Origin of the sequence: Brachyspira suanatina, from assembly GCF_001049755.1 — a bacterium.
GTDB lineage: Bacteria > Spirochaetota > Brachyspiria > Brachyspirales > Brachyspiraceae > Brachyspira > Brachyspira suanatina.
In genome coordinates this window covers 1-14,351 of record NZ_CVLB01000002.1, presented here as the reverse complement: position 1 = coordinate 14,351, position 14,351 = coordinate 1, and the positions used below count along the sequence as shown (strand labels likewise).

Genomic DNA, 14,351 nt, shown 5'->3' with positions numbered 1-14,351 from the left:
GCGTCTTTTTATTTTTTACTTATATATATTAAAATTACTCATTTGTAAATATTTTTTGTATTCTATAATTTGTATAACCTTTTTCTATATTATAATTGATGATAATTATATATGGTCTAGTATTAGTGTATATGTAATTTATATCTATAATAATATCATTTATTTCATAACCTTTTATAATGCTTTCTCTCCATTCCATTTCTGTTTTTTTCATTTCTCCAATATTTAATTTTTTATTTATTGATATAAGATTATCAATATTAGGAGATCCTCCAAATTGCCTTCCTATTATATGTCCGCCTTGATCATGATCTTTTATGCCATAAAGTTCTACAATTTTTCTTTGGGCATAATTATTTCTTTTAGCATTTGAGAGTATGAGATTATCTTTTCTTATTACTTTATATATTCTTGATTGTTTGTCTGTGCTGTATAGTGTCCCATTTATATTGTATTTTATATTAGGTTTTAGATATTCTATTCTATATATTTTAAGAAAATGAGATTTATCATCTTCATTTTTTATATTATATACCTGATTAGTTTGGCATGATATTATAAAAATTATTATAAAGCAAATATATATTCTCATATTATAATGGATTATAATTTTTATTTCTTTAGTTACAACCTTTTAAAAGAGGTATTTTAAAATTTTTACTATACAAATACATTTTATATGCGGTATTTATATAATAATAGAATTGTTTCAAAATCAGTTGTATGATTATTATATAATTTTAGTAAAAATGAATGCTTTATATATAGTGTAAAATTAAAATCTTTATTTATATTTATATGTTGCACTGTATTAGAATTAATATAGCTAGAGTACATAAAGAATTATAAAATAAAAAACATGGTAAATATTTGTTCATTTAATTTTGAAATAATTATAATTTTTGATTTATAAATAGTAATAAAAAAGCTATGTATGAATATTATATCCATACATAGCTATTTATTTTAATAACTGATATTTTTAGTTATTTGTTTGAGCATTATTTTGCTGTTGGTTTCTTAATATCATAGCTTCATCATAAGTTATGTATTCCATATTAGGATCATAAGTACCAGCTCTTTCTTCACCATTCATACTAGGTATAGTTAATACCTGACCTGGTAATATTAAGTCTGGGTTATTAGGATCTCTTAATACGTTTCTATTAGCCTGATATAATCTATACCATTGTATAGGATCATTATATATGAATGAATAACCAGCTATTCTCCATAAAGCATCAGTTAAAGGAGTTCTTTGTACTACAGTGTAATACATAGGAAGAACAGTTACTTTACCTTCAGTATTAACAGTTTGACCAGTAGTAGCATCTATTATTTGACCAGTTTCATTGTTATTATCTACATCAACTAAATCACCGTCTCCAGGTCTCTTAGGTCCCATTTCATATATAGCATTCATAGTTCTGTTAGCTTCTTCTAGTTTTTCTCTAGCTAAAGCATTATCATTATTATTTAAAGCATCTTCAGCATCTTTTATTATTTGAGAAAGGTTTTGATCCTCTTCACTATCTGGGATTATATAACCTTCATCAACTAATTGCTGATATCTAGCTTTAAGATCATCTAATTGTCTTTGATTTTCTTCTCTTGCTATAGTATTATCACGATTATTAACTAAGTCGTCCATTGCTTGAGAAGCTTCTAATGCTTTTTGGCTAGCAGCTGCAGGATCTGTTTCTACAACATTATTAGCATCAGCTAAAAGAGTAGATATATTTTGATCTGCTTCATCACCTCTTGTTATAGTGTTGTCATTAACAAGATTATCATATTTTTGCTGAGCATTAGCTATATCTTGTTTAGCTTTAGCGATAGCATCAGCTTTTTCTTTAGCAAGAGCTTCCTGTTGTGCTTTCAATTTAGCTTCTTCTTCAGCTTTTCTTTTAGCTTCAGCTTCTGCCTTAGCTTTTGCCTCTGCCTCAGCTTTAGCTTTTGCCTCTGCAGCAGCCTTAGCTTTTGCTTCAGCAGCAGCTTTAGCTTTTGCCTCTGCCTCAGCTTTTGCTTTAGCAGCAGCGGCAGCTCTTTCAGCAGCAGCTTTTGCATCTGCCTCAGCTTTAGTTATACCAGCAAGAGCAGCAGCAACATTTTGTTGAACGCTTGCAAAATTATCAGCTTTTAAAGCTTCATCAGCTTTAGTTAAAGCACCTGAAACTGTTTTATCATTATTGTCGCCTGCTTTTATACTTTTACCTAAAGCAGCATTGTATTTGCCTCTAGCATCAGCTATTGCTTTAGAAGCAGTATCTCTTTCTCTTCCTAAATAACCTTCTTTAACTGAATTAGCAGAAGATAATGCATTATTATAATATTCTAAAACAGTATTGAAAGTATTAGAAGCAGTGTTAAATTCTTCATCAGTTTGTGCCACTGTATCAGGTCCAGGTATGCTTCCTATATTAGCATTACCTTCTTCAAAATATTTTACAGCTTCTTCATACTGAGTTTTGAATTGATTATCAGTAGCAGCACCCATTTGATTTATTTCAGTGATTGCATTATTAGCGTCATTTTTAGTTTTATTGATTCTAGCATTCATAAGTCTGTAGAACAATGCCATTTGAGCTTTGTCTATACTTAAAGATGCCTCTTGAGATTTATCATAAGACTGCTGATATTGACCTTGATTTTGAAGATCATCAGCTTCTTGAGTTATTCTTGCAGCATCTTCATAAGTTTGTGCCGGTAAAATAGACCAGGTAAAAGATAATAAAGCTATAGTAGCCATTATTTTTTTTATTTTCATCATTTACTCCTTAAAAATATTAGTTCTGTTCCTGTTCAAAGGCTTCTATTTCCTGCATCATCTTTTCTAATTGAGCTAAGCGTTCTTTAACTAATTTTAAAGCCTCATCACTTTTATCAAATTGTTCTTTAGTTTTATTATATAAATCTGTATAAGCTACTTTGGCTTGATAAAGTTTATCTACCATTATTCTATAGTCTTTAGTTTCAGCTGTATACATTGCATTAGCTTCTTGATATACAGTATCAGCTTTAGCAAATTCATCAGCATACATTACACCAGCTTTAATATCAATAGCATTAGTTGCACTTTCATCAGTCTGTTTTTTAAGTATTTCAGAATATGGTGGCAAACCTTTGTCTAAAACCAAATTATAATTAGTTTCAGCGGCTAATAATAATTCTTTAGCTTTTTCAGCTTCGTCTTTGTTTTCCTCTTTCATTATGATATCAGCTTCAGCATAGCCTTTTTCTGCTATATCAAAATCTTCCTGAGCAAATGTTTGTATCTCTGGATATTTGTTTACTACAGTATCTCTTAGAGCAGTTACCCTTTCGTATTCCTTTGTAGGCAAGCCGCCGCATGAAATAAGCATAAAAGCTATTAAGGTGATAAAACCTATTTGCAACTTCAATTTCATAATCAGATTAATCCTCCAGTATTTATAAATATATTTTATGGCTTTCAATTAAGTAAAACCATAATTATTAAAATAAGAAAAAAATATAATTACATTTTATATAAAAAAAATGAAATTATGTTAACTATGTTATTATTAACGGTATAAAAGTCAAGGGCTTTTATAGTTTTTTACTTTATTTATGTATAAGATTATTTGTTTTTTATAAAAAAAAGAGACTTTTTTAAAAATAAAGTCTCTTTTTTGTAAAATATTTGTTATATTTATTACCCAAATTATTATTTATTAGATAAGTATTTATCTATTCCTGCAGCTGCTCTTTTGCCGTCTCCAATAGCTAAAATAACAGTAGCAGCACCTCTAGCAGCATCTCCGCCAGCAAAAACTCCTTCCATAGAAGTAGCTCCTGTTTCCTCATTTATAACATAAGTACCTTTTTTAGTAGTTTGTAATTCAGGAACTTTTCTAGCTATAAGCGGGTTAGGAGTAGTACCTATTGCTACTATAACAGCATCAACTTCTATATCTTCTGTTTGTCCTTCAACAGCAACAGGTTTTCTTCTTCCGTCAGCATCAGCCTCTCCAAGTTCCATAACTTGAGTTCTAACGCCTATAACATTATCATTTTCATCACCTAATATTTCTAAAGGAGCTCTTAAGAATCTAAAATCAACACCTTCTTCCATAGCATGGTGAATTTCTTCTAATCTTGCTGGAAGTTCTTTTTCAGTTCTTCTGTATATGATGTATACTTTTTCAGCACCTAATCTAACAGCAGTTCTGCAAGCATCCATAGCAACGTTACCGCCGCCTAATACAGCTACTCTTTTATGTTTTATAATAGGAGTATCTACTTCAGGGAATTTATAAGCTCCCATTAAATTAACTCTTGTTAAATATTCATTAGCAGAGTAAACACCGCATAAATGTTCACCAGGCACATTCAAAAATGCAGGAAGTCCGGCACCTGTTCCTAAAAATATAGCATCATATTCCTTTCTTAATTCATTGAAATCTAATGATATACCAGCAACTTCATTAATTCTAAAGTTTACACCATCTTTTTTAAGGTTTTCTACCTCATGTGCTACCAATTCTTTAGGAAGACGGAACTCTGGAATACCGTACATTAATACACCACCTATTGTGTGTAAAGCTTCTAATACAGTAACATCATATCCTAATTTTATTAAGTCTCCAGCACAAGCTAAACCTGCAGGTCCGGCACCAATTATACATACTTTTTTACCATTTTTTTCTACTTTTAGATCCTCATGCTGAGCATGTTTTCTTTCATAGTCAGCAACAAACATTTCTAATTTACCAATAGCAACAGGTTCAAATTTTTTACCAACAACACATCTTTGTTCACATTGTTCTTCCTGAGGGCATACTCTTCCGCATGCAGCAGGTAAAGCATTAGTTTCTTTAATTTTTTTAGCTGCTTCTAAGAATTTTTTTTCTGCTATAAGTCCTATAAATTCAGGAATTTTTACTTTAGCAGGGCAGCCTTCCATACAATGAGGAACTTTACAATCTAAACATCTTAAAGATTCCTGATATGCTTGCTCTTCAGTATATCCTAAAGGAACTTCTTTAAAGTCTTTCCTTCTTTCTTCTGGGCTTCTAGTAGGCATTTCTTGTCTAGGTATTTCGCCTAATTTTGATCTTGGTGGCATATATATCTCTCCTATTTTATATTTTAGGTATTTTGGCTTTTATTTTATTTAGCAAAGATTATACTATAATTTTAAATATAATCAATGCTAATATTATTTTTTATTTTTGAGTTTTTTATTATTGGATTATATACCTGATTTAAAGAAATATTATTATTTTTATTTTATGATTTTAATTTTATTTTATGCAATAAAATAACCAATCATTTACTTTAATATGAATAAATGACTGGTTATATATTATAATAATTTTTATAATATAGATATTATTTTATACTGTTTATAGCATCATCTATCATTTTTGCACATTTTTCTATTTTTGCTTTATCAGCATCTATTATATTGCTTAGTGGTTTTCTTACTCCGCCTAATTCTAAACCTTTTAATTTAAGTATTGCTTTCATTACAGCATACAAATTACCATGGCATTCGCACATAGCATATATGATTCTGTCTATTTTATATTGTATATCTCTTGCTTTATCAAACTGACATTTATTAACAGCGTCATTAGCAGCTAAGAATAATTCAGGCATTACAGCATAAGTACCTCCTATTCCAGCATCAGCACCTATCAATCTTCCAGCTACAAATTGTTCATCTGGTCCGTTAAATATAATGCTATCATCACCGCCAACATCTTTAAACATTTGAATATCTTGTACAGGCATAGATGAGTTTTTTACACCTATAACTTTTGGATTTTCTCTCATCTTTTTATAAAGATTAACGTTTAAAGCAACACCGGCAAGCTGAGGTATATTATAGATAATAAAGTCTGTATTAGGAGCAGCAGCACTTATATCATTCCAATAATCTGCTATAGAATAGTCAGGAAGGTGGAAATATATTGGAGGTATAGAAGCTATAGCATCTACTCCCAATTTTTCAGCATGAGCGGCTAATTCAGCACTGTCTGCAGTATTATTACAGCCTACATGTGCTATGATAGTAATTTTACCTTTTGCTACTTCCATAACATTTTCTAATACTAATTTTCTTTCTTCTTTACTATGGTAAATACATTCGCCTGAAGATCCGCCTACATATAATCCGTTTACACCTTTGTCTATCAAATGCTGTGTAAACTTTTTTACTCTTTCAGGGCTAATTGCTCCTTTTTCATCATAACAAGCATAAAAGGCAGGAATAATTCCTTTGTACTTATCTAAGTTTCTCATGTTTTTCTCTCCTATATTTATTTTTTATTAAAATTTTATCTTATCTCTAATTATAAAAAACGCTTAAATAATTTTTATTAAACCTCATATTAACTTTTGCATCCGTGTGCATTACTTATATTATACATCATTAATAGTTTTTTTGTAAACTAATTTCATAAAAAAAATAGTAATATGCTATAAAATTAGTATATTTTTTATGAAAAGTATGAATTGTTTCATAAATTTGGTTTTTATATTATTTTTTTAATACTTTTTAATATAATTTTCTATGATCTGTAACAATATAGGTATGAATAATTTTATAATTACTTATTGACTAAAATGATTTTTTAATATATAATTAATCAATCATAATTCTAAACTAAATAATATTATTTTTCTTGGAGGAAAAAATGGCAAGAGTATGTGAAATATGCGGTAAAGGTAAACAAAATGGCCATAGTGTAAGTCATTCTAATATAAAGACTAAACGTTCTTTTAATGCTAACTTACAAAATGTAAAAATAGAAGTAAACGGATCTGTAAGAAAAGCATTGGTTTGCACTAAATGTATTAAAGGTAATAAAGTATCTAAAGCTAAATAATATTATTACTCCTTTTAAATTCTAAATACAATGAATGTAGATATAGGTAAATTTGCTGGTTTTTGTGATGGCGTTAAGTATGCTGTGGAAAATACTTTTTCTCAGGCTTCTAAAAAAGACAGTGAAATATATATAGATGGACATTTAATACATAATCCTCAAACTCTTGATATGTTGGAAAATATAGGAGTTAAAACTTATGAAGATGATGAGGATATGTCTGTCTTGGATGGAAAAACCGTTATTGTAAGAGCTCATGGAATATCTCCTGAAAGAAGAGAAGCTCTTTCAAGTTATGCCAAAAAAATAGTAAATCTTACCTGTAAATATGTCGCTAAAATTCAAGGTCTTGTAAAAAAGTATAGTTCTTTAGGTTATAGAGTTATTGTAATAGGGAATCCTGTTCACCCTGAAATTGTAGGCGTATGCGGATATGCTGAAGATGTTTATGTAGTTTATAAAGATGAGGATTTAAATAAACTTCCTAATGATTCTAAAAAAACTTTAATAGTAGCTCAAACCACTTTGCAGAAATCTACTTTTTATAAATATGTAACTCAAATACAAGATAAATATAAAGATACAGAAATAATCATTAAAAATACTATATGTGCCGCCACTGAACAGAGACAAAATGAGGTATTAGAAATAGCAAAAAGAAATGATGTTGTTCTTGTGATAGGCGGTTCTGAAAGTTCAAATACAAGAAATTTATATAATATAGCAGCCTCTATCAAGCCGGCATTTTATGTTGAATATAAAGAAGATTTGGATAATATGGATTTATCAAAATATAAAAATATAGGTATAATGGCAGGGGCATCCACTCCGGATTGGCTTATAGAAGATATAGCACAAACTATAAAAGATAAATATGCTACTAATTTCTATAGATTTATATCTAGAATATTTGATTTTTTAAATTATGGTTATATATTCTTTTCAGTAGGTGCCTTTTTAATGTCATATGCCGTATATGATATATTATCACAGCCTTTTAAATATCAAATAGGTATTATAATAGCTCTATACTATCTATATATGAGTTTAGAAAATGGATACAGTAATTATACCATAAAAATAAGTGATAAAAGAAGATATTTATTTTATCAAGAGTATAAAACATTTTTCAGATTTTTAATATTAATGAGTGCTGTACTTATGTTTTATTTTGCCTATAAGATTAATGTAGGTATATTAATGCTTTCAATACTTTCGAGTTTGCTTGGAATGGGGTATAATATCAGTTTTGAAAATAAATCTAGATTTGAAAGTTCTTTTTTCTTTAGATTATTTAAAAAACTTATACCTTTTAAAGCTATAGTAATATCTGTTGCGGTTACTGTATTATTAAATGGCTCTATATTCATTTTGCATAGAGATATATTAAAAGAAAAATTATTTTTATATTTATTCTCTACATTTTTAGTATTTTTATTTATGTTTATAAGACAGGCTTTAATAGAAATAAAATTCTCTCAAAGCGATAAAATTGCAGGAGCTGTAACTTTAACTACATATATAGATTCCAATAAATTAGCATTTATAACAGGTATAATACCAATTATTTTAGCTTTATTTATGTTGGTAGGTATTATTATAGGTAAGTATCCATTAGAAATTAATAAATTGAAATACTGTATTCCTATTGTATATAGCAGTATAATTTCGTTTGTTGTGATGAAAAAGAAGATAATAACAAGCAGACATTTATTTTCTATATTGATAGATTCTCCGCTATATATATTATTTTTAGCGGCATTAATTAATATTTAATTTATAGAGTCCAATAATTACAAAAACAGAAAAATTAATATTATGTATTTATCAATTAATACCGCTTAATATTCTTAATTTTTTTTCATAAAAAGTGAAGATGATGAACCTGCTAAATGATTTCTTCTTAAATCTATAAGTTCAAATATTGTAGCAGATGATAAGCTTTCTCTTAAAGCTTTAGGAGATTTTAAAAGTTTTATAATCTCTTCATTAACCATCCATTCTTCATCATAAACATTACTCATAGAATCTCTAGGAGCATAAATCATGTTGCTTCTAGCTAATACTATAAATCTGTTATTTTCATCATAGTATCCTAATTCACCTATAAAATAAGCATGAGGCATAGCTAAATTAACATATCTATCACCATAGATGTAATTAACTTCTATTTCTTTATGGATTTCTCCATTAGTAATATCATATCCAAATACATGGAATATTCTTACAGATATTCTTTTTCCTTTCAAAGAATGATAATTTATATCTTCATCAGATATATCCCAATAGAAAAAGCACCATTCAGGGTCTCGCATCATAAGTACTAATTTTGTTTCTTTATATCTGTCAGGTAATTCTCTTACTATATCAACTTCATCTGGAATGTATTCATCTTTTTTTGCTTCTTCTTTTATTTCTTCTATCTCTTCTTCTATTTCTTTTTCAGATTTTTTCTTTTGTTGTGCTTTTTTAGCAGTAGTTTTCTTTGCAGCAGCTGTAGTAGTTTTTTTAGTTGTAGCTGATTTTACAGCGGCTTTTTTTGGGGCTGTTTCTGCTTTTTCTTCAGCAGCTTTTTTGGTGGTTGCTGATTTTTTAGCGGCTGTTTTTTTAATTGTATCTTCAGCTGCTTTTTCTGTTTTTTTAGTAGCCATAAAATATCTCCATAAATTTATATTTGTCAGAAATATTATAGAGCAAATACTTTTATTGTCAACAATTAAATTTAGTTTTTTACTTTTTTAGTTTTACAAGATTTTAATTATTACGATAATAAGTAAATACCTATATTTTATAAAAAATGGAGAAAATTAATGAACAAAATAATTATATGTTTATTATTTATATGTAATATTATAGCTTTTTCTCAGGATGATTTTACTGTACCTATAACGCCTAGTAAAGATCAAGAGTTAGATAGGGTAGCAGGATATTCAGGAACATTATCTGAATTTGACGGAAGTATGAATTCATATACAAAATTAAAAGCATATATAAACATATTAGATTCTAAGGGAATGGCCGCATTAAAAAAGCATCCTTCATATCCTAAATTAGGTGATGTATATATGTATGGTGCTATGTATTTAGTGAGAGAATATAAAGAAGATAAAATCATTGAATTATATAAAAAAGCATTGGAATTGAGGGCAGATCCAAATTCTAATTATCAATTGGCAACTATGTACAAGAAAAAATTTGATGATGCTGTAAAGAAAAATGATACTCAAAAAGAACAAGAATATGGTAAGAATGTATATGAATATTTAAATAAATATATTGTTTTATCAGGAAATAAATCAGCAAAATATAAAGAAATATTAGAATATTTTAGTGCTTATAAATAAAAAAATATGTTTTATGTATTGACATTTTTTTACTTTATGCTATAATACTTAAACATTAAAAAACAATCCGAGATAGCTCAGTCGGTAGAGCAGGTGACTGTTAATCACCGGGTCGCAGGTTCGAGCCCTGTTCTCGGAGCATTTTTAAGCCCCTATTAAAGGGGCTTTTTTATTTGTTTTATCTTAATTTAATTTCAGTCATTCTTTTTAACATACTTCTTTATAAATCTGCTTATTATCATAATAAATCCCATTATAGCTGACAAAGCAAAGCCTATCATTCCTATAACAGATGTACCATGAAAGAGGGGAGGCATTTTGCTTGTTATTATTAACGCGCTAGCCAATATTAAAGAAGCCAAAACTATAGAATAGCTTAATCTATCTGCTAAACCATCTAAAGTAGAAGCCAATGATTCAAGCTTTTTATGTTCAAGCTGAATTTTTACACTTCCTTGCTTTATAACTGATACTAAATGTTCTAAGTCAGATGGAAATTCTTTTATGATATAGCTATAATCATAGAATAACTTTTTAAATTGCTTGAATAAATTATCAGGTTTCATCTGCTCTTTTACATATCTGAATGCAAAAGGCTTAATATGTTCTATTAGTTTTACATCTTTATCTAAATTTCTAGCAACTCCCTCAAGAACTATTAAAGATTTTATTAAAAGCATAATATTGCTCGGTAAAGTTAAACGAAATTCTCTTATTATACCTATAAGTTCATTGAATACATCTTCTATATTGATATTGTCTAAAGGCATATCTACATATTTGCTTACTAATATAAATATAGCCATATTAAATTCATCTATATTGCTTATTTCTCCATGATAGCATAAGTCAAGTATTGATTTAGATAATTCCAAATAATCAGCTGAGCTTATACTCATAATTAAAGAAGAAAAAGCATCTTTCGAGTTCGGAGGAATAAATCCTATCATACCGAAATCTAAAAAGCATAGTACATTATTTTCTAAAGCCATTAAATTACCAGGATGTGGATCTGCATGGAAGAAACCAAGCATAAATATCTGTTCCAATACAGCATCTATACCTATAGAAACAAGCTTTTTTCTATCATATCTAGTATCATCATCTGAAATATCAGAAATTTTTATTCCTTCTATATATTCCATAGTTAGTATATTTTTGGTGCTGTACTCATCATATACTTTTGCTATTTTTATGTTTTTATTATTTTTAAAGAATTTAGCAAATTTTAAAGTATTATTTTTTTCAAAATTAAAATCTAATTCCTGTATAAGCTGAGCTTTAAATGCTGCTATCAATTTCTGAGGCTGCATTAATGCAAATTCTTCATTATATTTTTCTATTATGTTTGAAAGCCATACTATAATTTCTATATCTGTAAGTATATTTTCTTCTATATTGGGCCTTTTTACTTTTATCGCTACTTTTTCTCCATTTTTTAATACGGCAGTATGTACTTGAGAAATGGAAGCGCTTGCTTTAGGAGTCAATTCAAAAGATTCAAAAATATCTTCTATTTTACCTCCTAATTCTGTTTCAATAATGCTTTTCGCTGTATTTTCATCGAATGGCTTTACATGATTTTGAAGTTTACTCAATTCTGTTGTAATATCTTTTGGAAGTATATCATTTCTATTTGAAAGTATTTGTCCTAATTTAATAAATGTTGTACCCAATTCTTCGCAAGCCATCTTGATTCTTTCTGCTTTGCTGTATTTTCTTAAATCAACTCCGTTATATTTTATATTAATTTTATCTATTGGATTTTTTATTATTTTTAATATTGGAGTTATAGCTATAATATCTCTGAATCCGTAAGCTATTATTATAGATATAATTTCTCTCGCCCTGTTTATAGATTTCATGTTATTCATATTACTAATCACCCGCACTTTAAATATAACTCATTACTATTTATAAAATAAGGAGTTTAATTATTTTAAATAAATAAAAAAACTCCTTTCCATTATTTAAAAAATATGATTATTGCTGATCTTTTTTTATAGATTGTTTTAATTCATCTAATTCTTTTCTCATAGCATCATATTCTTCTTTTTTTACATATCCCATTTTATCAACAACTTTTTTAACTCTTTCATCTATAAATTGTGAAACATCTTCTTTGGTTTCATTGGCTTTATTAACCATTTCTTTTACAAATTTTTCTCCTTCTTCAGCACTGACATTCTTATCTTTTATGAATTCGCGTGCTGCTTCCTCTAATTTTTCTTTTCCTTTTAGCATCATACCAATGCTTGAATAGAATCCTGATTTGATATCATCTGATAATGACATAATATCCTCCTATATTATTTATTAATTAATTTTTATCATTGCAAAATAAAAAGTCAATATAAAAAAATATACTTTTATAAAATAAAAACCATTTATAATGTGTTTTATAAAAATTTTTTTATTGTTTATTATATTACTAATACAAATTATATATAAATTAATGTTATTAAATTCTTTAGTTATAAACTAGCAGTCAATAATTTTAATTATAGGCTATTTACAAATAAAAAAAATCGAGTATATATCAACTTTTCTATGTTGAAAAGCACATATGTAAAATACTTATATATAATAATATAAAATATTAATTTTTAATATAATAAAGTCAAATATAAAAATAAGCCTAAGCCGTCTAGTAAGTGTACTCAATAGCTTATTATAGGCAAAGGCGAGTATAACAATAATAAAAAATTATTATTTTAACGAATTTCAAAAGAATATGGAAAGCGGTACGAGTTTCAAAATTTCCACTAATCGACATAATAAAAAATCTAGTATGCGTAAAAAACATACTAGATTTAAAACAAAATCAATTTTTAAAAATATCGAAAATAAAAGCAAATAAAAAGTTTTTTTACAACTTTTTTAATATAAATCTGAGCATATCTTTTAACTATCCATCAGTTAAAAAAATAACAAATCAATACATCAGAAATTTATTTAAATCATTTGAAAACAAATCAAAAAAATATTTATGCGGAGCAGTATGATGACAGAAACACCAGAAGTAAAAAGCGAATACTTAATATCAACGTATGGCGATACTATGCTTGATAGAGGTTTTACCTCTATACCGAATACATTAATTTATTACAGAAAAAGATTAGGACTTACTGCAAGCGAGTTTGAGTTTATAATCGCTGTAATGAGTTTGAGCTGGAAAAGAGATAAAGAAATCAGAGATAAAGAAATCAACCCTGCATCTACCATTTATACAAGACAACGACAAAGTCTGTTTTCAAAAGGCTATTTAACTTTCTCAAGCAGGAATGTTTACATAGGTGATAGATTTGCAGGAACAGGAACGGTATATAATTTCTCAGGATTAAAAAAAGCTATAGAGATGCTTGTTGAAGAAGACAGAGCAATACGCAATATGGATGCTCCTGTTGAACAGAAATACGATGAGCCTAGCTTGTTTAATGAAGATATAAACACCGAACCTTTACAGCCTCCGAAATTAATCAAAGAGGAAAAAGAAAAAAGCGAAGAAGAAAAAACTCCAGAAGAAAAAGAAGAGGATAAAAAGCAAGCGGAGTTTTTAGAAAAATATAATGAGCTTCATAAAGAATTAATAGGCGTTAAAATAAATCATAAATATCATAAAGTATATACTAGCTTTTTAATTGATATATTCAAAAAACGTGTGCATGACAATTTTGATGAAGCCTTGTCTATAGTAAAGTTTAATTTCTTAAAATTACCTTTTAATAAAAGATACTCTCTTAAAATGCAGGATTTATTAAGAATGGCTTTATGTCAAAAAAATGAAAATCAAAAAAATAATACATACAAAGAAAATAAAACTGACAGCAATAAAAAATATGCAATCCCTAGAGGGCTTGATAAATTAAATGCTTTATTAAATGAATTAGAAAAAGGAGGAAATATAAATGAAGCGTATGCTAAAATTGCAAATTGCGGATAGCAGTTATTGCCTTCTTAGCTATAAAAAACATTTGGAAGAATTGAAAAAAACGGCAAGAGAAGGCAAAGACCCTCACTGCACAAAATGCGATGAGTTTGGATTTGTTATAGGCAGCAATCCTGATACATCTTCTAAAAAAAATCTACTTCCTATTATATGTCATTGCGTGAGCGATGAAAAGAGTAAGCTGGAAAGGAAAATAGAAGAGCT

Annotated in this window: 12 protein-coding genes, 1 tRNA gene and 1 pseudogene; 6 read left to right on the top strand and 8 right to left on the bottom strand. The window is 27.9% G+C overall.

The features are described from left to right. Positions 1–34: 34 nt before the first annotated feature. The 5 genes from BRSU_RS09720 to BRSU_RS09700 form a co-directional block, all read right to left on the bottom strand. Entirely contained in the window at positions 35–592 is a 558-nt protein-coding gene (locus tag BRSU_RS09720; protein WP_048595183.1) for a DNA/RNA non-specific endonuclease, read from the bottom strand. 390 nt (positions 593–982) lie between these two features. Then, positions 983–2,770, bottom strand: coding sequence for a LysM peptidoglycan-binding domain-containing protein (locus BRSU_RS09715; protein WP_048595182.1), 1,788 nt, complete (start codon positions 2,768–2,770; stop codon positions 983–985). A gap of 16 nt (positions 2,771–2,786) precedes the next feature. Continuing rightward, positions 2,787–3,407 carry a hypothetical protein gene (locus BRSU_RS09710; protein ID WP_048595181.1) on the bottom strand — a complete coding sequence of 207 codons (621 nt, stop codon included), beginning with the start codon at positions 3,405–3,407 and terminating at the stop codon, positions 2,787–2,789. 278 nt (positions 3,408–3,685) lie between these two features. Then, a complete protein-coding gene (gene gltA, locus BRSU_RS09705) occupies positions 3,686–5,086 on the bottom strand; it encodes an NADPH-dependent glutamate synthase (protein ID WP_048595180.1) in 1,401 nt (466 codons plus the stop codon). 266 nt (positions 5,087–5,352) lie between these two features. Next, positions 5,353–6,267: a dihydrodipicolinate synthase family protein gene (locus BRSU_RS09700; protein ID WP_048595179.1), complete on the bottom strand. Its 915-nt coding sequence runs from the start codon at positions 6,265–6,267 to the stop codon at positions 5,353–5,355. A gap of 395 nt (positions 6,268–6,662) precedes the next feature. On the opposite strand from BRSU_RS09700, the gene rpmB reads away from it, so the two are divergent. Beyond that, on the top strand, positions 6,663–6,854 hold the full coding sequence (rpmB, locus tag BRSU_RS09695; RefSeq protein ID WP_048595178.1) for a 50S ribosomal protein L28: 192 nt from the start codon (positions 6,663–6,665) through the stop codon (positions 6,852–6,854). A gap of 30 nt (positions 6,855–6,884) precedes the next feature. Continuing rightward, positions 6,885–8,630, top strand: coding sequence for a 4-hydroxy-3-methylbut-2-enyl diphosphate reductase (gene ispH, locus BRSU_RS09690; protein WP_048595177.1), 1,746 nt, complete (start codon positions 6,885–6,887; stop codon positions 8,628–8,630). A 74-nt stretch (positions 8,631–8,704) separates the two neighbouring features. Here the strand turns inward: ispH and BRSU_RS09685 are convergent, their stop codons facing one another. Beyond that, entirely contained in the window at positions 8,705–9,505 is an 801-nt protein-coding gene (locus tag BRSU_RS09685; protein WP_048595176.1) for a DUF4912 domain-containing protein, read from the bottom strand. A 159-nt stretch (positions 9,506–9,664) separates the two neighbouring features. Here BRSU_RS09685 and BRSU_RS09680 point away from each other — a divergent pair, with 159 nt between their 5' ends. Next, positions 9,665–10,198 (top strand): hypothetical protein, encoded by a 534-nt coding sequence (locus BRSU_RS09680; RefSeq protein ID WP_048595175.1) that lies wholly within the window; start codon positions 9,665–9,667, stop codon positions 10,196–10,198. 66 nt (positions 10,199–10,264) lie between these two features. After that, a tRNA-Asn gene (locus tag BRSU_RS09675) sits at positions 10,265–10,337 on the top strand. Between the two features lie 55 nt (positions 10,338–10,392). Here BRSU_RS09675 and BRSU_RS09670 read toward each other — a convergent pair. Together BRSU_RS09670 and BRSU_RS09665 are read right to left on the bottom strand one after the other, a co-directional pair. Continuing rightward, entirely contained in the window at positions 10,393–12,072 is a 1,680-nt protein-coding gene (locus tag BRSU_RS09670) for an ABC1 kinase family protein (protein ID WP_048595174.1), read from the bottom strand. 109 nt (positions 12,073–12,181) lie between these two features. Continuing rightward, entirely contained in the window at positions 12,182–12,493 is a 312-nt protein-coding gene (locus tag BRSU_RS09665) for a phasin family protein (RefSeq protein ID WP_048595173.1), read from the bottom strand. A gap of 706 nt (positions 12,494–13,199) precedes the next feature. On the opposite strand from BRSU_RS09665, the gene BRSU_RS09660 reads away from it, so the two are divergent. Beyond that, a complete protein-coding gene (locus tag BRSU_RS09660; protein ID WP_048595172.1) occupies positions 13,200–14,141 on the top strand; it encodes a hypothetical protein in 942 nt (313 codons plus the stop codon). Next, positions 14,107–14,351 (top strand): annotated as a pseudogene (locus BRSU_RS09655) (ATP-binding protein); the annotation flags it as partial. The gene BRSU_RS09660 and the pseudogene BRSU_RS09655, both read left to right, overlap by 35 nt.

Excerpts from the sequence above, each read along its gene's own strand:
- BRSU_RS09680 (WP_048595175.1), top strand. The coding sequence starts at position 9,665 with ATGAACAAAATAATTATATGTTTATTATTTATATGTAATATTATAGCT.
- BRSU_RS09665 (WP_048595173.1), bottom strand. The coding sequence starts at position 12,493 with ATGTCATTATCAGATGATATCAAATCAGGATTCTATTCAAGCATTGGT.
- BRSU_RS09715 (WP_048595182.1), bottom strand. The coding sequence starts at position 2,770 with ATGATGAAAATAAAAAAAATAATGGCTACTATAGCTTTATTATCTTTT.
- BRSU_RS09685 (WP_048595176.1), bottom strand. The coding sequence starts at position 9,505 with ATGGCTACTAAAAAAACAGAAAAAGCAGCTGAAGATACAATTAAAAAA.
- BRSU_RS09720 (WP_048595183.1), bottom strand. The coding sequence starts at position 592 with ATGAGAATATATATTTGCTTTATAATAATTTTTATAATATCATGCCAA.
- BRSU_RS09670 (WP_048595174.1), bottom strand. The coding sequence starts at position 12,072 with ATGAATAACATGAAATCTATAAACAGGGCGAGAGAAATTATATCTATA.
- ispH (WP_048595177.1), top strand. The coding sequence starts at position 6,885 with ATGAATGTAGATATAGGTAAATTTGCTGGTTTTTGTGATGGCGTTAAG.
- BRSU_RS09700 (WP_048595179.1), bottom strand. The coding sequence starts at position 6,267 with ATGAGAAACTTAGATAAGTACAAAGGAATTATTCCTGCCTTTTATGCT.
- BRSU_RS09660 (WP_048595172.1), top strand. The coding sequence starts at position 13,200 with ATGATGACAGAAACACCAGAAGTAAAAAGCGAATACTTAATATCAACG.
- rpmB (WP_048595178.1), top strand. The coding sequence starts at position 6,663 with ATGGCAAGAGTATGTGAAATATGCGGTAAAGGTAAACAAAATGGCCAT.
- gltA (WP_048595180.1), bottom strand. The coding sequence starts at position 5,086 with ATGCCACCAAGATCAAAATTAGGCGAAATACCTAGACAAGAAATGCCT.
- BRSU_RS09710 (WP_048595181.1), bottom strand. The coding sequence starts at position 3,407 with ATGAAATTGAAGTTGCAAATAGGTTTTATCACCTTAATAGCTTTTATG.